We start from the raw sequence: 20,894 nt of genomic DNA on the forward strand, positions 1-20,894 counted from the left end.
GGGGGGGTCGGGGGGGGGGGGGGTCGGGGTGGGGGCTGCGGGGCCCGGCGGGGGAGGCGCGGGGCGGCCCGGGGGCGGCCGGGACGTGCGGTTCGAACAGCGCGACGTGGCGGGCGGCCGTGCGGGAGGCGTCCGCGTCCCAGATGACGCCGCCCGGCTCGTCGGGTGCCTCCTGCCAGAAGCCCTCCCAGGCGTTCCGGTACCGGGTCGTGACGCTCATGCAGGGGAACCTTCCGTTGCGGACGGCGGGGCGTTCAGGCGCGGGGGCCGAGGGAGAGGAGCTTCGTGCGGGTCGTGCCGTCGGGGGTGTCGTAGGTGACGGTCTCGCCGGCGTGGCAGCCGAGGAGGGCGCGGCCGAGCGGGCTGTCGGCGGTGATCAGGGCCTCGTCCAGGTCCTCGGCCAGTTCGCCGAGGTGGAAGGTCGCCTCCTCGCCGTCCGAGAACCGCACGGTCACCGTGCTGCCGACCCCGACGGCGTCGGTGGACGGCGGGCCGGCCACGGCGGCCTCGCGGATGCGGGCCTCGATCTCGGCTATCCGGCGGTCGATGCGGGTGACGTCGTCGGCCCGCTGCAGTTCGTCGGCCTCGTCGGCGCGGTCCCCGGTCGGCTCGCCCTCCCGGAGGGTCCCGGCGACGGCGTCCCGGGTGACGCGCAGCTCGGTGAGTTCGCGGTGGAGGGCGCGGAGGGCGTCGGCGCTGATGGGCTCGGGTCCGTCGGTCATGACGTGCTCCCGTGGGTGCTGGGTGGGTGCTGGTCGGACGGGACGGGACGTACGCGCACGCTTCCATTAGCTCATCGGGCACCGACGGGGGCAACTCCGCTTGCGTTCCGCCGCGCGGTGTGGTTGGCGCTGTGGTTACGCGTGCAGGCCGCCGAGGAGCGCGGCGAGGTAACGGTGGGCGGTGCCGAGGCGGTTGGAGCGTGCGGAGGCGGGGGCGGTCGTGTGGTGGACGTCGACCGCGTGGGCGACGCCGCACATGAGCGGAACGAGGTCGGCGGCGGTCACGTCGCGGCGGACGACCCCGGCCTCGTGGGCGCGGTGCAGGAGCGCGGTGCCGGCCGCGAACAGCGCCGCCTTGAGCTCGGTCGTGCGCGGCAGGGCGTCCGTCGCGGCGGCGGTGACCGGGGTGAGGGAGGCGTCGGTGACCTGGGCCTCGACGGTGCGGTACAGGAAGCCTTCCAGTGCCGACCAGGCGTCCGCGTCCGTGTCCGCAGCCGCAAGGGCCTGCTCGCCGTGGGCGACCAGGCCCTCCAAGCACGGCGCGGCGACGGTCTCCAGCAGCGCCTCGGGGGTGGCGAAGTGCCGGTAGACGGTGCCGACGCCGAGCCCGGCCCTGCGCGCGATGTCGTTGAGGTGGAGCGGCTCGCCCCGGTCGACGAGGCCGCGGGCGACGGCGACGATCTGCTCCCAGTTGCGGGCGGCGTCCTTGCGCAGCGGCGGCGGCGTCGTCGGAGTTGGGCGCGGGGTCGGCATCCGGCCATCCTAACCGGATGGGTGATCCGGAATGCCCCGGGTGGTCAGGGCTGCTCGAGCGGGGCGTGCAGCTCACTGAGCCGGCGCACGGCGGCCGCGACGCGCGGGTCGGTCGCGGCGCGGAAGGCTGTCACCGGACGGCCGCCGGCACCGATGACGACCCCGGTCCGGCCGGCCGGTCCTTCAGCCGTGGCGGCGACGATCGACGGTCGCGCGGCGGCGGACGCGGGCCCGGACGTCGAGCGCTCGAACTTCCGCCGCACCAGCGGCCAGAGCAGCCGGAGCGCGGGCGAGACGATCCGCGGATCGGTGAGCGTGCCGTCCGTCATGTCCGTCGCCGCGCCCCCGGGGTCGGCGGCGAGGACGGACACGCCCGTGCCGTCCAGCCGCGCGGCCAGGTCGAGCGTGTACGCGAGGTTGGCGAGCTTGGCCCGGCCGTACCAGTGGAACCCGTAGTACCCGCCCGGCGGTTCGGCGGCCTCGAACGTGCGCTTGGCGACCCCGACCGCGGCCGACGTCACGTTGACGATCCGGCTCGGCGCGCCGGCCGTGAGCGTGGGCAGGAGGAGCTCCGTCAGCAGGTACGGCGAGAGGTGGTTGACGACGAAGGACGCCTCGACGCCGTCCAGGAGGCGGCGTTCGGGGAACATCGCCCCGATGTTGTTGACCAGTACGGCGAGCGGCTCGCCCGAGGCGGCGTGGTCGGCGGCGATCCGCTCGGCGAGCGCCCGCACCTGGGCGAGCGAGGCGAGGTCGGCGGCGATGAAGCGGGCGGGGTGCGCCGGGCCCGTCGCGTCGATCCGCTCGACCGCCCGGACCCCGCGGTCGGCGCTGCGCCCGACCACGGTGACCGCGTAGCCGGCCGAGGCCAGGCCGAGTGCCGTCTCCAGGCCGATCCCGCCCGTTCCGGCCGTGACGACCGCCGTCTTCCTCATGGTGCCCCTCCGTGAGCTGTTCGGATGGCCATGTGGATAGTCCATCCGTTTCGTGGGCCCGACGGTAGCACAAGTGGATTGCCTATCCGCTTCTCGGCTTCAGTGCGCAACCGGCGGGAAATCGGGCTGCCGCTGCCGGGGCGGCCGCGTAGTCTGCGCGGTTGTGGACGAGAAGCGCAGTGCTCGGCAACTCCGGCCGATCGCCGAGGTGGTGGGGACCGCAGACCTGCACGACCGGCTCGTGGCAGCGGTCCTGGCCGAGGACGCCGAAGAGGTGTGGTCCTGCGTGCGGGTCGGCGCCGAACCGGATGCGCCCGGCCCTGACGGCCTCCCGCTGCTCTGTACCGCCGTCGCCGGCCACGACAGCGAGAGCGCCAGGTGGCTGGTCGACTACGGCGCCGACCCCGACCGCGTCCTTCCCGACGGCACGACCCCGCTCCTCCGCGCCGTCGACTCCGGCTCCCCGGCCATGGTCGGCACCCTGACCGGCAAGGACCCGGCGATCCGGATCGCCCCGGCCGAGCAGGAGCGGCTCCTCGGCCTCGCGCGGAACTGGTGCACGGTGGGAGCGGTCGAGACGCTGCGCCGCCGCACGGGTGCCCGGGGCCCGGCCGTCCGGCGGACGGTCACGGAGCAGTTCGTCGACCTCGACGAGGTCTCGCTCGGCGGGCTCACCGTCCGCGAGGGCCACAGCGGCGTACTCACCGGACTGGAGCGGGCGTTGGGCATCCTGACGCCGGCGGCCGAGCTGGTCGCGCGCGCCGTCGCGTACCCGGCCGAACTGCACGCGAACTGGTCGGCCGCGAGCTTCACCCTCGGCGGGCGGAGGAGCCCGCAGGCGTGGTCCGAGCTCGCGGCCCTGCGCCACCACCCCGATCCCGTCCACCGCCGCTTCCTCGCCGACGTGTTGGGAAGCCGGGAGACCTCGCTGGTCTTCGGGGAGCGCCCGGACGTCACCCCGGACGCCGACTTCCTGGTCGCCTGGGCACTCGACGAGCCGGACGGTGAGGTGCTCTGCCGGATCCTGGAGGTCATCGCGGAGAAGGACCACCCCGACGTGCGGTCCGTCGGGCTCCGCTACGTCGCGCACCCGCACCCGGGCGTGCGGTACGAGGTGGTGAGCTGCCTGCTCCCGTGGGAGGCGCCGCTCGGCGCGGCCACCACCGCCGCCCTGGTGGCCCTGTCGCGCGACCCCGTCTTCACGGTCCGGGCCGGCGTCGCCTGGAAGCTCAACTCCCACGGGCGTGAACTCGCCCCCGCCTTCCGCGACGTCCTGCTCGCGCTCCTCCAGGACGCCGACGTCGTCGTCCGCAACCGCGCCGCCGCGTCCCTCGCCGGATCCGAGGACTGTGCACCCGCCGTCATGGACGCCCTCCTCGCACTGCTGGACGAGGAGGACCGGGACCTGCGCCTGGAGGCCGCCTACGGCCTCGCCGTCCGCGACCACCCGCGCACGGAGGAGGCGTACGAACGCGTCGGCCCCGGCCCGTACGTCGAGCACGATCACAGGCCGGACGCCCTCTGGCGCTACCGGACGCGCAACCGGAGCGAGGAGGGCTGACCGTCAGTGGGAAGGGCCGTCAGCGGGAAGGGCCGGACCCGTCCGGGCGGAGCGACTCGATCCAGGACGTGAAGTCCGGGGACTCGACCTCGAAGTCCTCGGGACCGAGATCGCCGAGGTCCGACGAGAACACGGCGGAGGCCGGATCGCCGGCGCGCACGAGGAAGCCGCGGCCGCCGCTGTCGTCGCCGATCAGGACGAACCCCGGCGCGTACCGGGCGACTTCGTACGTGGCGTTGCGCTCGCCGACGCACCCGGCCGAGTACACGGTCACCCCGCTGTCCGTCATGAGGCCGTCGGCCACGCGCCACAGCGCCACCAGTGCAGCCGGAAGGCCGGCCCCGGCACCCGGCTCCGTCATGTCGCCGTCCCTCCGTCTCCTCGCCGAACGGGAACGGACACTGCCACCAGGCCGGCTCCGGGGCAAGCCGATCCGGGGGCGTCGCACGAGCAGCCGCCTGGCCGACGCCGCGCCGCGCCCGGCTCCCGTAGGGTGCGTACCTTCGTTTTGATGGAGGGGCGGGGTCGGACGTGACACCCAAGGCAGGGGCGCGTGAGCGGTTGGCCGGTGCGGCGCGGGCCGCGCTGGGCGGCGGGCGGCGGTTGGCGGCGGTCGAGCGGGTCGCGGGCGGCAGCAAGAAGGGCGTGTACCGCCTGTTCATGGACGACGATTCGATGGCGATCGCCTACGTGTGGGAGGCCGACGAGAACTACTGGCCCGCCGCCGAGGGCGACGACGACCTCACCGACCCGTTCTCGCCCGGCCTGGGGCTCGGCCTGTTCGAGGCGGCGCACGCGCGGCTGGAGGGCCTCGGCGTCCGCGTGCCGGCCGTCCGGTTCGTCGACCGCGACCGCGTTCACTCCCCGGCCGACCTGGCGATCGTCGAGGACCTCGGCGGCGAGAGCCTGGAGGCGCTGCTCGCGCGCGACCCGCGCGCCGCCGCACCGGTCATGGCCCGGCTCGGGGAGGCGCTGGAGGAGATGGGACGTCACCGCGCGGCCGCGTACGGCAAGGTGGCCGTCGTCGACGGCGGAGGGACGTCGCGAGGTTCGTCGTGCGAGGCCGTCGTGCTGGAGAGGGCGCGGCGGGACCTCGCCGAGGCGGCGTCGCGGGATCCCCGGATCGCGGAGGCCGCCGGCCGGCTGGACGAGCGTTTGCTGAGCCTGGCGGCGGCGGTGCGTCCGCGCGCGGAGTACGCGGTCGTGCACGGTGAACTGGGGCCCGACCACGTGCTGGTGGACGCGGCCGGGCAGCCCGTGCTGATCGACATCGAGGGCGCGATGTACTTCGACGTCGAGTGGGAGCACGTCTTCCTGCGGATCCGCCTGCACGACGCCTACGGCCCGCTGGCGGCACCGGGGCTGGACGAAGACCGGCTGGCCCTCTACGCCTTGGCGCAGCGCCTCTCCCTGACGGCCGGGCCGTTGCGCCTGCTCGACGGGGACTTCCCCGCGCGGGAGGCCATGGCGGCGATCGCCGAGCACAACCTGGTGCGGACGCTCACAGAGTGGTGAACGGCCGGTGGTCGGCCAGCGCCAGTCGGCGGATGAACGCGGCGGCGCGGACGAGGAGCCTTGCGGGCAGGCGCCGCAGGGGCGAACGGCCGGTTCCGTAGGCGGCCGGCCAGAGGGAGGGGATTCGCTGCATGCGCCCAGGATGGGTTCGGCGGGCCGGGCCGTAGGGGATCGTGGACGATCCTGGATGCGGGAGCACGGGCTCTTCGCGCGGATGCCGGCGGCGGTTATCTTGGAACCCGCATTCCAGGTGAGCGAGGTGGCGACGTGCCGGACATCAAGCACTTCGATCCGGACGCGGCGCTGGCGACCGTCGAGCGGCTGTTCTGGGAGCGGGGCCTGGCCGCGACCGGGATCCAGGACATCGTGACCGCGACCGGGCTCAGCCGGTCGAGCCTGTACGCCACGTTCGGGGGCAAGCGCGAGCTCTACCTGGCGGCCCTGCGGCACTACCGGGTGCGGCGCTCCCTGCCGATGATCGACCGGCTGGCCGAGGACGGGCGCGGGCTGGCGGCGGTCGCCGACTACTTCACCCGGCTGATCGCCACGCGGTGTTCGGGCGAGCACGCCCGGCGGGGCTGCATGGTCGTGAACGCGCACGCCGGGACGGAGAACGGCGATCCGGACGTCCGGGAAATCTTGGACCTGCACCACGGGCAGCTGCGGGAGGCGTTCCACGGGGCGCTGCTGGACGCGCGGGAGGCGGGCGAGCTCGCACCCGGTGTCGATCCGGCGGCCTCCGCGGATCTGCTGGTGCTGCTCGCGTACGGGGTGAACCTGCGGTCCCGGGCCGGCGCGGACGCGGAGTCGCTCGGGGCGACGGTGGCCGCGACGCTCACGACGCTCGGGGGCCGTGCCGGGGGGTAGCACGTCCGGCGGGTGAACGTGCCGACGCGGTCCTTGATGCCTGCTCATGTCCCCTTCCGAGAAGCGCAGTTGCCTGCACGCTCCGACAGGGTCGGCTTGACAGGGCGACACCGGCCGCCGCTAACTTGGAACGTGCGTTCCGGGATCGGTTCGGCGGGTGTCAGCGGGGGAGGGCGTCGGTGCTGCGGGAATGGGAGCCGGGCGAGGTCCGCACGATGGACGACTTCGTCGCGGAGCTCAGGAAGTTGAAGGCCCGGGCCGGGAACCCGTCCATCACGCAGATCACCCGGCGCGTGCATCTCGCCTGGCAGCGGGCCGGCCGGCCCTGCGGCGAGTGGCCGGCGCGGTCGACCGTCGGCAACTGCTTCCGGTTCGGCCGCCGCCGTCCCAACGCGGACCTGCTGCTCGCCGTCGTGCACGCCCTGGTCGACGGCGACGCCGCCGCGGTCTCCGCCTGGCGGCAGGCCCTGCGCACGGTCCTCGGTGAGGCCGAGGCGGCCGGCCGGGTCGCCGCGGCGGGCCGCCTTCCGGACCTGCCTGCCGGGCACGTCGTCCGGGAGGGACTCGTGGAGCGGGCGTCACACGTGCTCGACGACGGTGCGCTCGTCCTGGAAGGGCAGGCCGGAATCGGCAAGACCAGCCTCGCCGTCGACCTTGCCCGCCACATCCGGACGGCCGGACCGGTGCTCTTCGCCGACCTGAGGGGATCCGCCGTCGGCGGCGCGCCGCCCGCCGATCCCCGGGCGGTCCTCGAATCCTTCCTCCGGATCCTCGGCGTCGCGGGCGAGCGGATTCCGTACGGACTGGACGCCCGCGTCCGCCTCTACCGCCAACTGCTCGGCGCGTCGGCGCCGTTGGTGGTCCTGGACGACGCCGCAGACGCGGACCAGGTGCGGCCCCTCCTGCCCGCCGGGCCGCCGGGTACCACCCTCGTCACGTCCCGCACCCGCCTGGCCGAACTGGACGGCGTGCGGCGCATGTCCGTCCCGGCGCTGGAACCGAAGGAGGCGCTGGCGGTCCTGCGCGCGACCGCGGGAGCGGGCCGGATCGAGGAGGACGAGCAGACGGCCGGGCGAATGGCCGAACTCCTGGGCCGCCATCCCCTGGCGCTGTCCGTGATCGGCCGCCACCTGCGCGAGCACCCCGACTGGGAACTCGCCGACTACTCGCCCGAGCCCCTCACCGCCCTGGCCCTCGAAGGCGGCGTGCGAGCCGCCCTCGCCGCCACCGACGCCAAGCTGCCCGGCGAATCACGCCGTCTGCTCAGGCTCCTGGCCCTGCACCCGCGGCGTCCGTTCACCGCGCGGACCGCCGCCGTCCTCGCCGGCCGCCCCGACACCGAGACGCGGGCACTCCTCACGGCCCTCGTCCGCTCCCACCTGGTCGAGGAGGGCGCGGCGGGCTACCACCTGCCCAACCTGGTCCACGCGTACGCCCGGGAGCGGATCGGCATCGACGAACCGGCCAGCTGCGTCCGCCGTGCCGTGGAGCGGGTGTTCGTGCACCACTACAGCACGGGCGTGGTCGCCGTCTGACCCCGACGCCGTCCCGTCAGGGCGTCGCCGGTCGCCCAGGGCTCGTGCGGACGACGGCCTGGTCGCCGCGCGGTCCGAACAGGTGCAGGATCTCCACGGCGCCGGCCCCCGTCGGACCGAACCAATGCGGTTCCGCGGTGTCGAACTCGGCCACCTCGCCCGGCCGGAGCGTGTGTTCGCGGTCACCGAGGACGAGGCGCAGCTCGCCCGCGAGGACGTACAGCCACTCGTAGCCCTCGTGGGTGACGAGCTTCGGCTCGCGGGGTGCGAGGACGTGCTTGAACACCTGGACCCGGCCCGGGTACTGGGTCAGCGGCACGAGGACGCTGCCGTCGTCCTTGCGCAGCGGTGTGAGGTGCACCCGGGGGTCGCCGGTGGCCGGTGCGGCCACGAGCTGGTCGAGCGGGACGCGGTGCGCGCGTGCGAGGGGGATGAGCAGGTCCAGGGTCGGGCGCCGCAGACCCGATTCGAGGCGGGACAGCGTGCTCACCGAGAGCCCGGTCGTGGCGGCGAGCGCCTCCAGCGTGAGGCCCCTGTCGCGGCGCAGCGTGCGCAGCCGCGGACCGATGGCGTCGAGGATCTGCTCCAACTCTTCGTCCACGCCGTCCAGTCTCCACTCTTTTGCGGTCTTCGCAAAAAAGCTGGTCGGTGGCGGTCGGCCCGGCCGAGCCTGGCCGGGTTGGTACTCCCGGACCCGAGAGGCGGACCATGACCGCGACGATCACCCACCCCGAGCCCGTCCTGGGCGCGCGCAACCGCTGGACGGTGCTGGCGGTCTGCTGCCTGAGCATGTTCCTGGTGGGCCTGGACACCACCGTCGTCAACGTGGGCCTGCCCGCCATCGGACGCGGCCTGGGGGTCGGCGTCCGCAGCCTGGAGTGGACGGTGGACGCCTACACGGTCGTCCTGGCCGGCCTGCTGATCTCCTCCGGTGCGCTGGCGGACCGCTTCGGACGCCGGCGGGTGTTCCGGACCGGGCTGGCGGTGTTCGGCGCGGCCTCGCTGGCCTGCGCGGCGGCGCCGTCGGTGGGCTGGCTCGTGGCCGCCCGCGCCGTGCAGGGCGTCGGCGCCTCGATGCTCAGCCCGGTGGCGCTCGCGATCGTGGTGAACGCGATGCCGGACCCGCGCGAGCGGGCGCGGGCGATCGGCGTCTGGGCGTCGGTCTTCGGACTGAGCACGGCCGTGGGCCCGGTCACCGGCGGCGCGCTCCTGGCCGGGCTGGGCTGGCGGTCGCTGTTCTGGATCAATGCCCCGGTCGTGGTGATCGCCCTCGTGCTCAGCGCGGTGTTCGTGCCCGAGTCCCGGGGAGCGCGGGCGCGGCGGCTCGACCTCCCGGGGCAGGCGCTGCTGGCCGTCGTCATCGCGGCCGGCGTCGGCGTCCTGATCGAGGGCCCGCGCATCGGCTGGACCTCACCGGCCGCGCTGGCCGTCTACGTGCTGGCGGCCGGCGCGACGGCCGCCTTCGTGCGGGTCGAGTCCCGTCGACCCGAACCGCTGATGGATCTGCGGCTCTTCCGCAGTCCGGTGTTCAGCGGTGCCGTGCTGGGCGCGGTGGCCGTCTTCGTCGCCCTGAACGTCACCCTGCTGCTCAACACCCTGTACCTGCAGCACGCCCGGGGATTCTCGCCCCTGGCCGCCGGGGCGGCGACCCTGCCGATGGCGGTCGGCGCGACGGTGTGCGCGCCCTGGTCCGGCCGACTGGTCGGCCGCCGCGGACCGCGGGTGCCCCTGACCGTGGCCGGTGCCTTCATCCTGGCCGGCGGCCTCTGCCTGGTCGGGCTCGACCGGAACACGAGCGTGGCCCTGCTGCTGGGCGCCTACCTGCTCATCGGCGTCGGCTTCGGCTTCGCCAACGCGCCGATCACCAACACGGCGGTCGGCGGACTGCCGCCCGCGCGGGCCGGGGTGGCCGGCGCGATCACGTCCACCGCACGCCAGGTCGGCTCCGCGCTCGGCATCGCGCTCGCCGGCGCCCTCGTGGCGCACGCCGGCCCGGCGGAGCTCGCGCACGCCTCACGTCCGGGCTGGATCCTGGTGGCCGGCTGCGGACTCCTGCTGCTCCTCACGGCCAGGGCACCGCGCTCCGAGGAGCGTCGTAGGATCCTCGGAAGCTGAGCGCGAGGCGAGGGGGACGTGATGGGCACGGCGTTGCGGACGTTCGAGGCGGCGGGCGGATGGCCCGAGGTCCGGGAGCTGGCGGCCGGGCTCGCCGAACTGGACGAGGCGGTCGAGTTCGCGGTGCGGTGGCACGGGGAGCAGCGGCGCCCGGCCGGGGAGCCGTACCTGGAGCACCTGTTGGAGGCCGTGCGCGTCCTGGTCGAGGGCGTCGGGGTGACCGACGTGGACGTGCTGCGGGCGGCGGTCCTGCACGACGTCGTCGAGGACACCGGATGTACGGCGGCCGAGGTGCGCGAGCGGTTCGGGCCGCGGGTCGCGGAACTGGTCGGGTGGGTGACGAAGGACGAGCCGGCCGAGGGCCGGTCGAAGGCGGAGGCCCGGGCGGCGTACCTGGACCGGCTGCGGCACGCGCCCGAGGACGCGCTGGTGGTGAAGCTCGCCGACCGCCTGAGCAACGTGCAGCGCCTGGACACCCACCCGCGCCCGGAGAAGCGCCGCACGTACTACCGGGAGACGCTGACCACCATCGTCCCGCTGGCCCGGGCGCACCCGTGGTTCCACGCGTGGTACGCCGCCTGGACCCGCGAGTTCGCGTACCTGGACGCACCGGAGGGGTAGCTCAGGCGGACAGCGCCGCGAGTTCGGCGTCGGCGCGCCGGAGGACCAGGGCGAGGACGCGGCCGGCGGCCATCACCCCGTGGGCCGTGTCCGTGGGGCGATGGCCACTATGTCCATGGCTACTTTTCCCGGCCGACTGGTAGCCACCGTGTGGGCGGCGCCCCTTCAGCCGGAGTGGAGAACCCGGAAGCGCCCGGCGTCCGCCGGGTCCCGGTCGACGACCTGGACCGGGGGCCAGGCCCACTGCCGGACGCTGACGCCCGGGGTGCGGGAGAAGCGGATCCGCCCGCGGGTGCCCTCGACGTCGACGCTCGGCCAGGCTTCGGTGATGCGCGTCGGATCTGTGCCGTGCGACCGCAGGACGTCGGCGAGCACGGTGATCGTGTCGTGGCCCTCGAACGCGACGAAGGACGGCTCCTGGCCGAGCTGTTCACGCAGGGCCGTCCCGACCCGTGCGCCGAGCGGGCCGAGACGCTCCGGTAGGTAGCGCAGGAACGGGACGGCCGCGCCGTCGTCGCCCAGCAGCGCCGCCCACTCGGCGAACTCCGGCTGCCCCGCCGGAGCACCGATGAGGACCTCGGCGAGGCGCTGGTCGCCGCGTACGGCCTTGACGACCGACACGGCCGGCTCCGGGGCGCCGGTCAGCAGGAGGAGCGCCGTCGCGCCGTCGTGGGCGAGTCGGTCGCACACGGCGTCGGGGGACAGCTCGCCCATGCCGAGTTCGACGACGGTGCCGCCGCGCGGAGCGAGGTACTCCCGCAGGATGCGGGTCCCGGACGCCCAGTACACACTCGGCTGGATCGCCACGGCGATCCGGCGGTGGCCCGCGCCGAGGAGGAAGTCCGCGTAGACCCGCCAACTGTGGGACTGCGCCGGGCAGATCCGGGCGACCCGTTCCGTCGGCTTCTCGGTGAGCGCGTCGAGGACGGCCGACGAGCAGAGGTACGGCAGCCCGAGGGCGTCGGCCCTGGTGGCGGCGGCGCGGGCGACGATGCTGTGGTACTCCCCGGCCAGCGCCACCACACCCAGACCCGCCAGCTCGTCCACCACCGCCTCCGCTCGCTGCGGATCGGCGGCGGTGTCCCGGACCAGCAGTTCGAGCGGCCGGCCGTCGATCCCGCCGGCGTCATTGACCTCGCGAACGGCCAGTTCCAGCCCGGCGATCAGGTGCCGGCCCGCCTCGACCCAGCCGGGCCTCGTCAGCGGGGCGAGGGCACCGATGCGGATGGACGACGACCCGTCAGTGTGCAGAGGCGTGGGTGACGATGGCGGCGTAGTCATGCGTGGGAGTCTCCCCGTGGCGCCGTGGCCGCGCAAGCGATCTTTCCAGGCGGCGATGGGGAGTGTCGGTGCGATCGAATAGCGTGCACGGCATGGATCTTGCAGCAGACGCCCGGGTGGCGGCCGAGCCCGAAGAGAGCTGGTACCTGGACACGGCCTTCACACCAGGGGTCACGCTCGGCACGCGTTACGACGACCCGTCGACGCCCGTCCGCGTCGTCGAGGTACGGGAGGTGACCACGATCCGCATACCCAGCGGCCGCCTCGTCGTCGACGCGCCGTGGCCGGACGAGGACGAGTCCGACCTGCGCGCCCGGCCAGGCCGGGAGCTCGCGGAGCGGATCCCGCCCGGCACCCACCGGGTGGAAGCGGCCTGGACGGAGGCGCCGTACGACTTCATGGGCGAGCGCCACGACGGTCGGCAGGTCGCCGCCGTCCGCCTCCTGGTCGCCGAAGCGCCCGTGGCCCGTTGGGAGATGGGGCTCGGAGTCGGCGACGACATCGAGCGGATCCGCCCCGGGGGCCGGCGGATCGGCTTCCGGACCGAGACGAACACGGGCAGCTTCGGCGACGCCGTGGCCTGGCCGGCGCTGACGGCTCCGTTCCTGGAGTTCTGGCGGGACGCCCGGCCCGGCGTCCGGCAGCCCCGGCGGACGGAGAACCTCTTCGGCGGTGCCTTCGAGCTCGTGAAGGACGAGGAACGCGGGGCCGACCTCGTGACCTTCAGTGCCGAAGGAGACGACGTGGTGTGGCTGGGGCGCGCGGAGTCCGGTGCCGTCGTCTCGGTCGCGGTGGCCTCCGGGTATCACCTGTTCTCCCGCGAAGCCCCGTTCTGAGCGGGCCGGGCGCGCAGGCCATCGGCGAAGGCCTGCCCCGCGGCGAGGTCGCCCGCGTCCGGGCGGGCCTTGCCGATGCCGCCGACGAGCTTGAAGGGGAGCCAGGTGTCGAAGCCGCGGCACGAGAAGGTGTCGGACACCGCGAAGCCCTTCCGCGCGAGCCGCCGCACGAGGGGCCGGGTGAAGGGCCCGAACCCCGGCTCGGGAAGCCCACTGGTGGCGAACACGAACGCCTGCGCCCGCCCGCCCTCGGGCAGCGCCTCGACGAACCGGCGCAGCCGCGGGTGGTACCGCCCCGAGAAGATCCCCGACCCGAAGCCCACGAGGTCGTAGGCGGAGAGGTCGGCCGCCGCCACGTCCTCGGGCGCGACGACCGGGGCCGCCAGAACCTGCCCCATGACGTCGGCGACCCGCTGGGTGTTCCCGTGGGACACGGACGTGCACACGATGATGGCCCTCATTGGTGAGTCCCCTTCCACTACCGGAGTTCCGTCCGGCTGCGGCCGCCGCGTCGCGCAACGGCCACACCCAACGGGTAGACCGGACAGCGCCGAAGGACGTGACATCGTCGGGGGAGGAACCTCGAACCGTCGGTCGAAGAGGCCTGGATCAGGTGAGCAGGCCGGGAAGTTCCCGGGAGCGCCGGGCGGCCCTGGTGATGCCGAGTCGCAGGAGCGAGTCGGCTGCCGCCAAGGCGACGAGGGCGAGGACGAAGGCGGTCACCGGGTCGAGCCGAGTGGGGGCTGTGCAGAGGACCAGCAGGAAGGCGAGCGTGCCCGCGGCGGAGGTGAGGGCGCCGCGCATCATGTCGACGGCGGCGGCTGCGCCGGCTGTGCGGTGCACCGATGTCCCCATCACCGACAGCAGCACCGGCACCGACGACAGGACCCCGCCCACGAACGGGCCCAGCGCCGCCCCGGCGGCGAGGGCGCCCGCCACCGTCACGCCGGACAGCAGCATCCGGACCGGGATCTCCCAGGCCCGAGCCGGGCTCGTTCGCCCTCCGGCCGGGTCGGCCTCCGGCCAGGTCAGGAGCCCGGTGACGATCACCGCCAGCGCGAGGCCGGCCGTGAGCCAGACGGTCCCGCACAGCGTCCCGACCAGCCCGGCCGTCGCCGCGCACAGCAGCGCGAGCACGAGCGTCCAGGCCGGGCGGCGGGCCGGGGCGAAGCGCGCGTAGGCGAGGCTGAAGCACGCCACCACCAGCGTCCCCGTGACGGTGCCGTGCGCGGCCTCCGCCACCTTGGCGGGGCCGGCGGCGAGCCAGGTCAGGGTCAGGAACGGGCCGGTGCTCGTCGGCGCGCCGAGCAGTTGCCCGCCGCGGCGCGGGCCCAGCCGCCGCGCGACGACCGAGGCGAGCAGGACGAGAGACGGGGCGAGAGCGGCCCGCAGCAGCAGCGTTTCCATGACTGCGATCCTTGCGCCGATTGGTCCGATTTTGTGTCGGACATCGAGGCAGAGATGCCCTCTTGTGGTGCGGGAAACTCGGCAGGATCGCCATCTCGCCGAGTTTTTGTAGCATGGCCACCATGGACCGCATCGACCGCCAGCTCCTCGCCCTCCTCCTCCAGGACGGCCGCGCGACCTACCAGGAGCTCGGCCGCCAGGTCCGGCTCTCGGCGAACACCGTCGCCGACCGCGTCCGGCGGCTCCAGGCGGAGGGCGTCATCCGGGGCTACCGCGCCGAGCTGAACCTGGAGGCGTTCGGGCGCGGCATGCAGATGATCAGCGACATCCGCCTCGGCGAGGGCGTCGACCGCCGGGGCTTCGAGGAGCAACTCGCCGGCGTGCCACAGGTGATCGGCGCGATGCGCCTCACCGGGGACTACGACTTCCAGCTGCGCATGGCGGTGACGGACGCCCGCGAGTTCGAGGCCGTCATCGACCGGCTCAAGGCCGACCTGGGCGTGCGGGAGCTCCGCAGCCGGCTCGTCCTGCACGAGGTGCCGCTGGGGCAGGACCGCGCCCTGGAGACCTGACCCGCTCCCCGAAATTCGGCGGCCCGCGCGCCCACGCGGCTATCGTCCCCACCGATGAGAGCGCTGACCACGACCCACCCGCCGTAGGTACCTCCGGAGAGTCCGGAGGGCCTTACGGAGGCTCTCGATGTCCCGCACAGCCCGTACGGCTCCCTGGCACCGCCGCGTCCGCGAGGGCCCGTCGGAGTCCTTGTCCCTGCGCGACCTGCGCTACCCGAACGCCGAACTGGCCGCCGCTGCCCGCGAAGGCCGCCGGCCTGCCCCGACGACGACGCGTCGCCGGATCGCCACCTGGGAGTACCTCGCGCTCGACTACCGGACGGGCTCGTTCCCGACCTGGATCGCCACCGCCGAGGCCCGCGCCCGCCGTCAGGGCCGATCGGACGCCCAGCGGATCCGAGGGCTCCACCGCGCGGGCCACGACGTCGACGGCGCGGACATCCCGCCCGTCCGCCACCGCCGCGGTGTGCGCCGGCTCCTCCTGTAGGCGGCGAATGTAGGCGGCGAATGCAGGCGGCGAACGCGAAATTGACTGGCGGGCGGCCCGCGAGGGCGAGATGCTCCGGGGGAGTGCCGAGCCGTCCACCGGAGGAGTCGCCATGACCGCAGGTGCGCCCGTCATCGATGCGCCGGCCGGGGCGGTGCGGGGTGCCCGGGAGGGCGGGGTGGCGGTCTTCCGCGGCATTCCGTTCGCCGAGCCGCCCGTCGGTGTCCGCCGCTTCGGTGCGCCGGCGCCCGTCGGGCGGTGGAGCGGAGTGCGGGACGCGACGGCGTTCGGCCCGCCTCCGCCGCAGGGCGGTGCGCTGGGCATGGGCGCGCTGTCGCGCGACAAGCCCGGCGATGACTGGCTGACGCTGAACGTCTGGACGCCCGAGCCCGGTCCGGGTGCCGGGCTGCCGGTGATGGTGTGGATCCAGGGCGGCGGCTACACGGTCGGTACGGCCGCGCTCCCCGAGTACGACGGCGGACGCCTCGCGCGCGAGGGCGGGGTCGTCGTGGTGACGCTCAACTACCGGGTGGGGCTGGAAGGGTTCGGGCACTTCGAATGGGCGCCCGACAACCGGGGGCTGCTCGACCAGATCGCCGCGCTGGCGTGGGTGCAGGACAACATCCGGGCCTTCGGGGGAGATCCGGATCGCGTGACGGTCTTCGGCCAGTCCGCCGGGGGCGGTTCGGTGGCGGCCCTGCTCGCGATGCCGCGCGCGGCCGGGCTCTTCCGGCGGGCCGTCGCCCAGAGCGCCCAGGGCACGTTCTTCACGCCCGAGCTCGCCGCCGACATCGCGACCGTCTGCGCGGCCGAGCTGGGGCTGCGGCCCACGGCGGCCGACCTCGCGGAGGTGGCGCCCGCCGAACTGGCCGCCGCCGGTGACGCGGTCGGTTCGGCGATGGCCCGACGGGCGGACCGCTGGGGCCCGATCGCACACCGGTCGGTCCCGTACTCGCCGGTCGTCGACGGCGACTCCCTGCCCACGACCCCCTGGCAGGCCCTGGCCGCCGGTGCCCGCACGGACGTCGGACTCCTCGTCGGCCACACGCGCAACGAGCAGCGGCTGCTCAGCGCGCTCGACGGCCTCCTCGGCCAGGTGACGCCCGAACAGGCCGCCGCTGCGCTGGAGACCTTCGGCCCGGGCCCGGACGCCGCCCGGCGCTACCGGGACGGATTCCCGGCGGCCGGCCCGGACGAACTGCACGAACTGGTGCTGTCCGACTGGCTGTTCCGCATGCCGAGCCTCCGCCTCGCCGAAGCCCGGACCGCCGCCGGCGGCTCGGCCCACGTCTACGAGCTGACCTGGCCCGCCCCGGGCATGGGCGGCATCCTCGGGGCGTGCCACGGCCTGGACGTGCCACTGGTCTTCGGCAACCTCGACCGCGGCCAGCCGGCCCTCCTGCTCGGCGAGACCGCGCCCCCGGAGGCGGAGGCCGTGTCGGCCGGACTGCGTGCCGCGTGGACGTCCTTCGCCACGCACGGAGACCCGGGCTGGCCGCCCTACGACGCCGAGCAGCGCCTCATCCGGCAGTTCGACACGACCCCGGCTGTCGTCCCGTACCCGGAGGAGACGTCCCGCCGGATCTGGCAGGACCACACCTTCGCCGCCCTCCCGCTCCTCGGCTAGCCTCCCCGCCGGGGAGCGCGCCCTTCGAGGGAGCACTGCGCGCTCAACCGGCAGACCGGGCGCGGGCGCGCAGCATGGAGTCGATGTCGGCGAGCCGCCCCGCGCCCGGGCTCCAGTGGTTCTTGATGCCGCGGCGGATGCCGTCGAGCACGGGCAGGCCGCGTTCGTCGCCGCGCAGGGCCACGTCGACGCCGTCCTCGACGAGCCACCGGACCACCTCGTGCCGTCCGGCGTGCGCGGCAGCGGCCAGCAGGTCCACGGCGTCGTCGCCGGCCATCTCGTCCAGCGGGACGTCGCTCAGGGGGTCGAACGCCGCGTCGTCGTCGCCGCGCTCGATGGCGGCCAGCAGCGGGGGAAGGTGCATCAGGCGAGTGTGCCGGTAGTGGCGACGGCGAGGGGAACGGATTCGGGCGGCGGAACGGAGGGGGAGCGGCCCTGATCGCGGAGCGGTGGTCGGAGGTCTCCCGGACCACCGCTCCGCGCGGTCCGTCAGGGAGTGGGGTAGGGCGCGAAGCCGGTGTTGGACTTGCAGCCGAGGTTCTCGAAGGTGCTGATCTTCGTGTTCGGGTCGGTGTACGTCAGGTGGTACTTGCAGGCGCTCTTGAGGTAGCGGCCGTCGACCCCGCCGGGGAAGTCGATCTCCCGGTTCCAGAGGTAGGGGGACTGGTAGTTGTCGACGCGGGCGGTGGCGTTGACGTCGATGCCGCCCGGGGCGTAGATCTCGTAGACCCAGCCGGTCTTGGCGGTTCCGTAGGTGGCGAACTTCTGGGCCACCCACAGCTCGCAACTGGTGCTGAGGTGGGCGCTGCTCTGGCCGCCGCCCTTGACGATGTACTCGGCGAGCGGGGTGACCTGCTCGCCGCGCGGGGTGAAGCCGGTGCGGAAGATGTCGTCCACGTTCTCGCGGGTGTCGCCGCGCCAGAGCGTGTTGACGTCGTTGCGCCACTGCCAGCGCTCGTTGGTCGCAGCGGTCGCGACCGGCTGGGCGATCTGCGGCTCGGTCGTCGTCTGCCACCAGTCCGAGGCGCGGTAGTCGCGGACGGGCCCGCAGGGGAGTGTCAAGTCGTCGGCGGCCGCACGCGGGGCGCGTACGGCCGGCGCAGCGGCGGCCGGGGCAACCGCGACGGTGGAGACGGCGGAGGCGAGGGACAGGGCGGCGAGCACCCGCAGAGCGGCTTGCAGCATGGTGAGGGCCCATCAGTTGATCAACGTGACCGGCCCTTTATAGAGGCGCGGGCCCGGGTGCGCCCGGAGCGATACGCCGAACACCACCCGCACGAGGGGATATTTCGTACCGGGAGGACCGCGGCGTGGGGGTCGCTCGGCGTGGGGGCGGTGTGAGCGCGGGGCGCGCGGACCCGATAGCCCGGGAGAGGGGGTTTTCAAACGTCGTAGACACGAACGTTCACCTATTCGGGTGTAGAAGATCGTCCGAAGCGTTGTTGAACCTGCCCGTCCGCCTACGGTTGGGGGCGAGCGAGAGGGCGGGCTCCGGATGGATCCGTCCGGAGTGGCCTGTTCCCTCTCTCCCCGGGCGAGATGACGGCCCGTCACGTCCTTCGCAACCCTTCTCAGCGGGAGGCCCCTCCATGCCCCTGGGCACCACACCGGAGTCACCGCCGGCGCAGCGGCGCCGGACCGGCGCCACCCTCGCGGTGGTGCGACCATGAGCGCCGCGGCCACGACCGAATCCGCCATCGACCGGATCCTGCGCGGCCCGACCGGCCTCGGGACGGCGAGCCTCTATCCGACCCGCCCGGCCGTCGAGGCCCCGATCATCGAGCCCCCGGTCGCCGAACTCCCGGTCGTCGAGGCGCCGTCCGCCCCCGCTCCGGCCGCCGCGATCCCGTCCGCCCCGGTCCCCGGCGTGCCGGTCCTGGACGTCCCGCTGCTCGACCCCGCGGGCGCGCCGTCCCCGAGCACGCTCGCCCAGGCGGCCGAGGCCCCGGCCGGGGGCGGCAAGCCGAAGGTGGGCGATCCGATCCCGGGCCTGTACCACCACCCGATCGTCGAGCCCGATCCCGTCCGGGTCGAGGAGCTGAGCCTCAGGATCAAGGCCTGGGCGATCGACGAGATCGAGCTCTACCCGGCGGAGTGGGAGGACCAGTTCGACGGCTTCTCCACCGGCCGCTACATGGTCGCCTGCCACCCGGACGCGCCCAGCGTGGACCACCTGATGCTCGCGGCCCGGCTGATGGTCGCCGAGAACGCCGTGGACGACATCTACTGCGAGGACCACGGCGGTTCGCCCGTCGGCCTCGGCGGCCGCCTGCTGTTGGCGCACACCGCGCTCGACGCGCTGCACACCACGGCCGAGTACCACGGGCCGTGGGAGCAGTCGCTGTCCTCGGACGCGCCGCGCCGGGCGTACAAGTCGGCGATGGACTACTTCGTCGCCGCCGCCACGCCCTCGCAGTCGGACCGCTTCCGGCACGACATGGCGCGCCTGCACCTCGGGTACCTCGCCGAGGCGTCGTGGGCCGAGACGGGCCACGTGCCGGAGGTGTGGGAGTACCTGGCGATGCGCCAGTTCAACAACTTCCGTCCCTGCCCGACGCTCACCGACTCGGTCGGCGCCTACGAGCTGCCGTCCGACCTGCACGCGCTCCCCGCGATGCAGCGCGTGATCGCCCTCGCCGGCAACGCCACCACGATCGTCAACGACCTGTACTCGTACACCAAGGAGCTCGCCAGCCCCGGCCGGCACCTGAACCTGCCGGTGGTGCTCGCCGAGCGCGAGGAGCTGTCCGAGCGCGAGGGCTACCTCAAGGCCGTCGAGGTCCACAACGAGCTCATGCACGCCTTCGAGGCGGAGGCGGCCGCGCTCGCGGCGAGCTGCCCCGTCCCGACCCTGCTGCGGTTCCTGCGCGGCGTGGCGGCGTGGCTCGACGGCAACCACTACTGGCACCAGACGAACACCTTCCGGTACACGCTGCCGGACTTCTGGTGACGCCCGACGTTCCCCCGTACCCGGTCCCGGCTTCCGTCCCCGTCCCCGGTGACCGTCCAAGACCACTTTCCGAACACATCTGATCACCTCTTTTCACCTGTCATGCAAGGAGCTTCGACGCATGTCCCTCACCGACGACCTCGCCACCCAGACCGGCGCCGCGATCCCCGGCCCGGCGACTCCCTACCAGGGCGACATCGCGCGCTACTGGGACCATGAGGCCCGGCCCGTGAACCTTCGCCTGGGTGACGTCGACGGTCTCTACCACCACCACTACGGCATCGGCGCGATCGACGAGGCCGCCATCGGCGACCCCGAGGACAGCGAGCGCGAGAAGAAGGTCATCACCGAGCTCCACCGCCTGGAGTCCGCCCAGACCGACGTGCTGCTCGACAACCTCGGCGCGATCACCGCGGACCACACGCTCGTCGACGCCGGCTGCGGGCGCGGCGGCTCCATGGTGATGGCCCACCAGCGCTTCGGCTGCAAGGTCCAGGGCCTGACGCTCTCCACCCAGCAGGCCGAGTTCGGCAACAACCGCGCCCGTGAGCTGGGCATCGGCGACTTCGTCCGCTCGCACGTCCACAACATGCTCGACATGCCGTTCGAGACCGGGTCGGTCGCGGGCTCGTGGAACAACGAGTCGAGCATGTACGTCGACCTGCACGACCTGTTCGCCGAGCACTCCCGCGTCCTGTCGGTCGGCGGCCGGTACGTCACCATCACCGGCTGCTGGAACCCGCGTTACGGCCAGCCGTCCAAGTACGTCTCGCAGATCAACGCGCACTTCGAGTGCAACATCCACTCCCGCCGCGAGTACCTGCGCGCCATGGCGGACAACCGTCTCGTGCCCCAGGCCGTCATCGACCTGACCCCGGACACCCTGCCGTACTGGGAGCTGCGCGCCACCACCTCGCTCGTCACGGGCATCGAGGAGGCGTTCATCAACTCCTACAAGGACGGCTCGTTCCAGTACGTCCTGATCGCCGCCGACCGGGTCTGACCACCCGCCACCGACGCCGCCGACGGGCCCCCCCCCCCCCCCGGGGCGGCCGCCCCCGTGTTGGGGGGGGGGGGGGGGGAGGGTTGGACGCCGGGGGGGAAAACAGT

23 protein-coding genes and 1 pseudogene are annotated in these 20,894 nt (G+C 73.9%); 12 read left to right on the forward strand and 12 right to left on the reverse strand.

The genetic code is table 11. The features are described from left to right. The 4 genes and pseudogenes from ACFV4G_RS01330 to ACFV4G_RS01345 form a co-directional block, all read right to left on the reverse strand. Window positions 1-220 (reverse strand): annotated as a pseudogene (locus tag ACFV4G_RS01330) (hypothetical protein); the annotation flags it as partial. Window positions 221-254: 34 nt separating this feature from the next. Then, on the reverse strand, window positions 255-722 hold the full coding sequence (locus tag ACFV4G_RS01335) for a GreA/GreB family elongation factor (protein WP_380435352.1): 468 nt from the start codon (window positions 720-722) through the stop codon (window positions 255-257). A 135-nt stretch (window positions 723-857) separates the two neighbouring features. Further along, window positions 858-1,475, reverse strand: coding sequence for a TetR/AcrR family transcriptional regulator (locus ACFV4G_RS01340; RefSeq protein WP_380435353.1), 618 nt, complete (start codon window positions 1,473-1,475; stop codon window positions 858-860). 44 nt (window positions 1,476-1,519) lie between these two features. Next, window positions 1,520-2,410, reverse strand: a complete 891-nt coding sequence (locus tag ACFV4G_RS01345) for an SDR family NAD(P)-dependent oxidoreductase (protein ID WP_380435354.1) — start codon at window positions 2,408-2,410, stop codon at window positions 1,520-1,522. A 163-nt stretch (window positions 2,411-2,573) separates the two neighbouring features. Between ACFV4G_RS01345 and ACFV4G_RS01350 the strand changes: the two genes are divergently transcribed. After that, on the forward strand, window positions 2,574-3,971 hold the full coding sequence (locus ACFV4G_RS01350; RefSeq protein ID WP_380435355.1) for a HEAT repeat domain-containing protein: 1,398 nt from the start codon (window positions 2,574-2,576) through the stop codon (window positions 3,969-3,971). Window positions 3,972-3,990: 19 nt separating this feature from the next. On the opposite strand, the gene ACFV4G_RS01355 is transcribed toward ACFV4G_RS01350, so the two are convergent. Next, window positions 3,991-4,332, reverse strand: coding sequence for a hypothetical protein (locus ACFV4G_RS01355; protein WP_380435356.1), 342 nt, complete (start codon window positions 4,330-4,332; stop codon window positions 3,991-3,993). A 284-nt stretch (window positions 4,333-4,616) separates the two neighbouring features. Here ACFV4G_RS01355 and ACFV4G_RS01360 point away from each other — a divergent pair, with 284 nt between their 5' ends. Next, the gene (locus ACFV4G_RS01360) at window positions 4,617-5,486 is read left to right on the forward strand and encodes a phosphotransferase family protein (RefSeq protein WP_380435449.1); all 870 of its coding nucleotides are present in this window, start codon (window positions 4,617-4,619) and stop codon (window positions 5,484-5,486) included. Here ACFV4G_RS01360 and ACFV4G_RS01365 read toward each other — a convergent pair. Continuing rightward, window positions 5,473-5,619 (reverse strand): hypothetical protein, encoded by a 147-nt coding sequence (locus tag ACFV4G_RS01365; protein WP_380435357.1) that lies wholly within the window; start codon window positions 5,617-5,619, stop codon window positions 5,473-5,475. The genes ACFV4G_RS01360 and ACFV4G_RS01365 overlap by 14 nt on opposite strands. Before the next feature lie 134 nt (window positions 5,620-5,753). On the opposite strand from ACFV4G_RS01365, the gene ACFV4G_RS01370 reads away from it, so the two are divergent. Beyond that, the gene (locus tag ACFV4G_RS01370) at window positions 5,754-6,353 is read left to right on the forward strand and encodes a TetR/AcrR family transcriptional regulator (RefSeq protein WP_380435358.1); all 600 of its coding nucleotides are present in this window, start codon (window positions 5,754-5,756) and stop codon (window positions 6,351-6,353) included. A gap of 179 nt (window positions 6,354-6,532) precedes the next feature. Then, window positions 6,533-7,888, forward strand: a complete 1,356-nt coding sequence (locus tag ACFV4G_RS01375) for an NB-ARC domain-containing protein (protein ID WP_380435359.1) — start codon at window positions 6,533-6,535, stop codon at window positions 7,886-7,888. Window positions 7,889-7,904: 16 nt separating this feature from the next. Here ACFV4G_RS01375 and ACFV4G_RS01380 read toward each other — a convergent pair whose 3' ends face one another. After that, window positions 7,905-8,489: a helix-turn-helix domain-containing protein gene (locus tag ACFV4G_RS01380; protein WP_380435360.1), complete on the reverse strand. Its 585-nt coding sequence runs from the start codon at window positions 8,487-8,489 to the stop codon at window positions 7,905-7,907. Window positions 8,490-8,596: 107 nt separating this feature from the next. On the opposite strand from ACFV4G_RS01380, the gene ACFV4G_RS01385 reads away from it, so the two are divergent. Both ACFV4G_RS01385 and ACFV4G_RS01390 read left to right on the forward strand, forming a co-directional pair. After that, on the forward strand, window positions 8,597-10,003 hold the full coding sequence (locus ACFV4G_RS01385) for an MFS transporter (RefSeq protein ID WP_380435361.1): 1,407 nt from the start codon (window positions 8,597-8,599) through the stop codon (window positions 10,001-10,003). 21 nt (window positions 10,004-10,024) lie between these two features. After that, entirely contained in the window at window positions 10,025-10,624 is a 600-nt protein-coding gene (locus tag ACFV4G_RS01390) for an HD domain-containing protein (RefSeq protein WP_380435362.1), read from the forward strand. A 165-nt stretch (window positions 10,625-10,789) separates the two neighbouring features. Here ACFV4G_RS01390 and ACFV4G_RS01395 read toward each other — a convergent pair whose 3' ends face one another. After that, the gene (locus ACFV4G_RS01395) at window positions 10,790-11,905 is read right to left on the reverse strand and encodes an ABC transporter substrate-binding protein (protein WP_380435363.1); all 1,116 of its coding nucleotides are present in this window, start codon (window positions 11,903-11,905) and stop codon (window positions 10,790-10,792) included. A 92-nt stretch (window positions 11,906-11,997) separates the two neighbouring features. Between ACFV4G_RS01395 and ACFV4G_RS01400 the strand changes: the two genes are divergently transcribed. Then, complete coding sequence (locus tag ACFV4G_RS01400; RefSeq protein WP_380435364.1) at window positions 11,998-12,741, forward strand: DUF4241 domain-containing protein; 744 nt, start codon at window positions 11,998-12,000, stop codon at window positions 12,739-12,741. On the opposite strand, the gene ACFV4G_RS01405 is transcribed toward ACFV4G_RS01400, so the two are convergent. Continuing rightward, window positions 12,711-13,202, reverse strand: coding sequence for a flavodoxin family protein (locus ACFV4G_RS01405; protein ID WP_380435365.1), 492 nt, complete (start codon window positions 13,200-13,202; stop codon window positions 12,711-12,713). The genes ACFV4G_RS01400 and ACFV4G_RS01405 overlap by 31 nt on opposite strands. 148 nt (window positions 13,203-13,350) lie before the next feature. Beyond that, complete coding sequence (locus ACFV4G_RS01410) at window positions 13,351-14,148, reverse strand: hypothetical protein (protein ID WP_380435366.1); 798 nt, start codon at window positions 14,146-14,148, stop codon at window positions 13,351-13,353. Between the two features lie 122 nt (window positions 14,149-14,270). Between ACFV4G_RS01410 and ACFV4G_RS01415 the strand changes: the two genes are divergently transcribed. From ACFV4G_RS01415 to ACFV4G_RS01425, 3 genes are all read left to right on the forward strand, one after another. Further along, a complete protein-coding gene (locus ACFV4G_RS01415) occupies window positions 14,271-14,720 on the forward strand; it encodes an Lrp/AsnC family transcriptional regulator (RefSeq protein WP_380435367.1) in 450 nt (149 codons plus the stop codon). A gap of 127 nt (window positions 14,721-14,847) precedes the next feature. Next, window positions 14,848-15,207 carry a hypothetical protein gene (locus ACFV4G_RS01420; protein WP_380435368.1) on the forward strand — a complete coding sequence of 120 codons (360 nt, stop codon included), beginning with the start codon at window positions 14,848-14,850 and terminating at the stop codon, window positions 15,205-15,207. A 112-nt stretch (window positions 15,208-15,319) separates the two neighbouring features. Beyond that, window positions 15,320-16,834 (forward strand): carboxylesterase/lipase family protein, encoded by a 1,515-nt coding sequence (locus tag ACFV4G_RS01425; RefSeq protein WP_380435369.1) that lies wholly within the window; start codon window positions 15,320-15,322, stop codon window positions 16,832-16,834. Between the two features lie 43 nt (window positions 16,835-16,877). Here the strand turns inward: ACFV4G_RS01425 and ACFV4G_RS01430 are convergent, their stop codons facing one another. Both ACFV4G_RS01430 and ACFV4G_RS01435 read right to left on the reverse strand, forming a co-directional pair. Next, window positions 16,878-17,198: a hypothetical protein gene (locus ACFV4G_RS01430; RefSeq protein ID WP_380435370.1), complete on the reverse strand. Its 321-nt coding sequence runs from the start codon at window positions 17,196-17,198 to the stop codon at window positions 16,878-16,880. A 125-nt stretch (window positions 17,199-17,323) separates the two neighbouring features. Further along, complete coding sequence (locus ACFV4G_RS01435; RefSeq protein ID WP_380435371.1) at window positions 17,324-18,019, reverse strand: hypothetical protein; 696 nt, start codon at window positions 18,017-18,019, stop codon at window positions 17,324-17,326. Window positions 18,020-18,500: 481 nt separating this feature from the next. Here ACFV4G_RS01435 and ACFV4G_RS01440 point away from each other — a divergent pair, with 481 nt between their 5' ends. After that, window positions 18,501-19,784: a family 2 encapsulin nanocompartment cargo protein terpene cyclase gene (locus ACFV4G_RS01440; protein ID WP_380435372.1), complete on the forward strand. Its 1,284-nt coding sequence runs from the start codon at window positions 18,501-18,503 to the stop codon at window positions 19,782-19,784. Window positions 19,785-19,905: 121 nt separating this feature from the next. After that, a complete protein-coding gene (locus ACFV4G_RS01445; protein ID WP_380435373.1) occupies window positions 19,906-20,787 on the forward strand; it encodes a geranyl diphosphate 2-C-methyltransferase in 882 nt (293 codons plus the stop codon). Window positions 20,788-20,894 lie beyond the last annotated feature (107 nt).

This window comes from Kitasatospora sp. NPDC059747, assembly GCF_042732955.1.
Taxonomy (GTDB): domain Bacteria; phylum Actinomycetota; class Actinomycetes; order Streptomycetales; family Streptomycetaceae; genus Kitasatospora.

What these genes read in the sequence shown, in the direction of transcription:
- ACFV4G_RS01335 (WP_380435352.1), bottom strand. Translation starts at nt 722, where the DNA reads ATGACCGACGGACCCGAGCCCATCAGCGCCGACGCCCTCCGCGCCCTC.
- ACFV4G_RS01340 (WP_380435353.1), bottom strand. Translation starts at nt 1,475, where the DNA reads ATGCCGACCCCGCGCCCAACTCCGACGACGCCGCCGCCGCTGCGCAAG.
- ACFV4G_RS01345 (WP_380435354.1), bottom strand. Translation starts at nt 2,410, where the DNA reads ATGAGGAAGACGGCGGTCGTCACGGCCGGAACGGGCGGGATCGGCCTG.
- ACFV4G_RS01355 (WP_380435356.1), bottom strand. Translation starts at nt 4,332, where the DNA reads ATGACGGAGCCGGGTGCCGGGGCCGGCCTTCCGGCTGCACTGGTGGCG.
- ACFV4G_RS01365 (WP_380435357.1), bottom strand. Translation starts at nt 5,619, where the DNA reads ATGCAGCGAATCCCCTCCCTCTGGCCGGCCGCCTACGGAACCGGCCGT.
- ACFV4G_RS01385 (WP_380435361.1), top strand. Translation starts at nt 8,597, where the DNA reads ATGACCGCGACGATCACCCACCCCGAGCCCGTCCTGGGCGCGCGCAAC.
- ACFV4G_RS01390 (WP_380435362.1), top strand. Translation starts at nt 10,025, where the DNA reads ATGGGCACGGCGTTGCGGACGTTCGAGGCGGCGGGCGGATGGCCCGAG.
- ACFV4G_RS01395 (WP_380435363.1), bottom strand. Translation starts at nt 11,905, where the DNA reads ATGACTACGCCGCCATCGTCACCCACGCCTCTGCACACTGACGGGTCG.
- ACFV4G_RS01400 (WP_380435364.1), top strand. Translation starts at nt 11,998, where the DNA reads ATGGATCTTGCAGCAGACGCCCGGGTGGCGGCCGAGCCCGAAGAGAGC.
- ACFV4G_RS01405 (WP_380435365.1), bottom strand. Translation starts at nt 13,202, where the DNA reads ATGAGGGCCATCATCGTGTGCACGTCCGTGTCCCACGGGAACACCCAG.
- ACFV4G_RS01410 (WP_380435366.1), bottom strand. Translation starts at nt 14,148, where the DNA reads ATGGAAACGCTGCTGCTGCGGGCCGCTCTCGCCCCGTCTCTCGTCCTG.
- ACFV4G_RS01415 (WP_380435367.1), top strand. Translation starts at nt 14,271, where the DNA reads ATGGACCGCATCGACCGCCAGCTCCTCGCCCTCCTCCTCCAGGACGGC.
- ACFV4G_RS01420 (WP_380435368.1), top strand. Translation starts at nt 14,848, where the DNA reads ATGTCCCGCACAGCCCGTACGGCTCCCTGGCACCGCCGCGTCCGCGAG.
- ACFV4G_RS01425 (WP_380435369.1), top strand. Translation starts at nt 15,320, where the DNA reads ATGACCGCAGGTGCGCCCGTCATCGATGCGCCGGCCGGGGCGGTGCGG.
- ACFV4G_RS01430 (WP_380435370.1), bottom strand. Translation starts at nt 17,198, where the DNA reads ATGCACCTTCCCCCGCTGCTGGCCGCCATCGAGCGCGGCGACGACGAC.
- ACFV4G_RS01435 (WP_380435371.1), bottom strand. Translation starts at nt 18,019, where the DNA reads ATGCTGCAAGCCGCTCTGCGGGTGCTCGCCGCCCTGTCCCTCGCCTCC.
- ACFV4G_RS01440 (WP_380435372.1), top strand. Translation starts at nt 18,501, where the DNA reads ATGAGCGCCGCGGCCACGACCGAATCCGCCATCGACCGGATCCTGCGC.
- ACFV4G_RS01445 (WP_380435373.1), top strand. Translation starts at nt 19,906, where the DNA reads ATGTCCCTCACCGACGACCTCGCCACCCAGACCGGCGCCGCGATCCCC.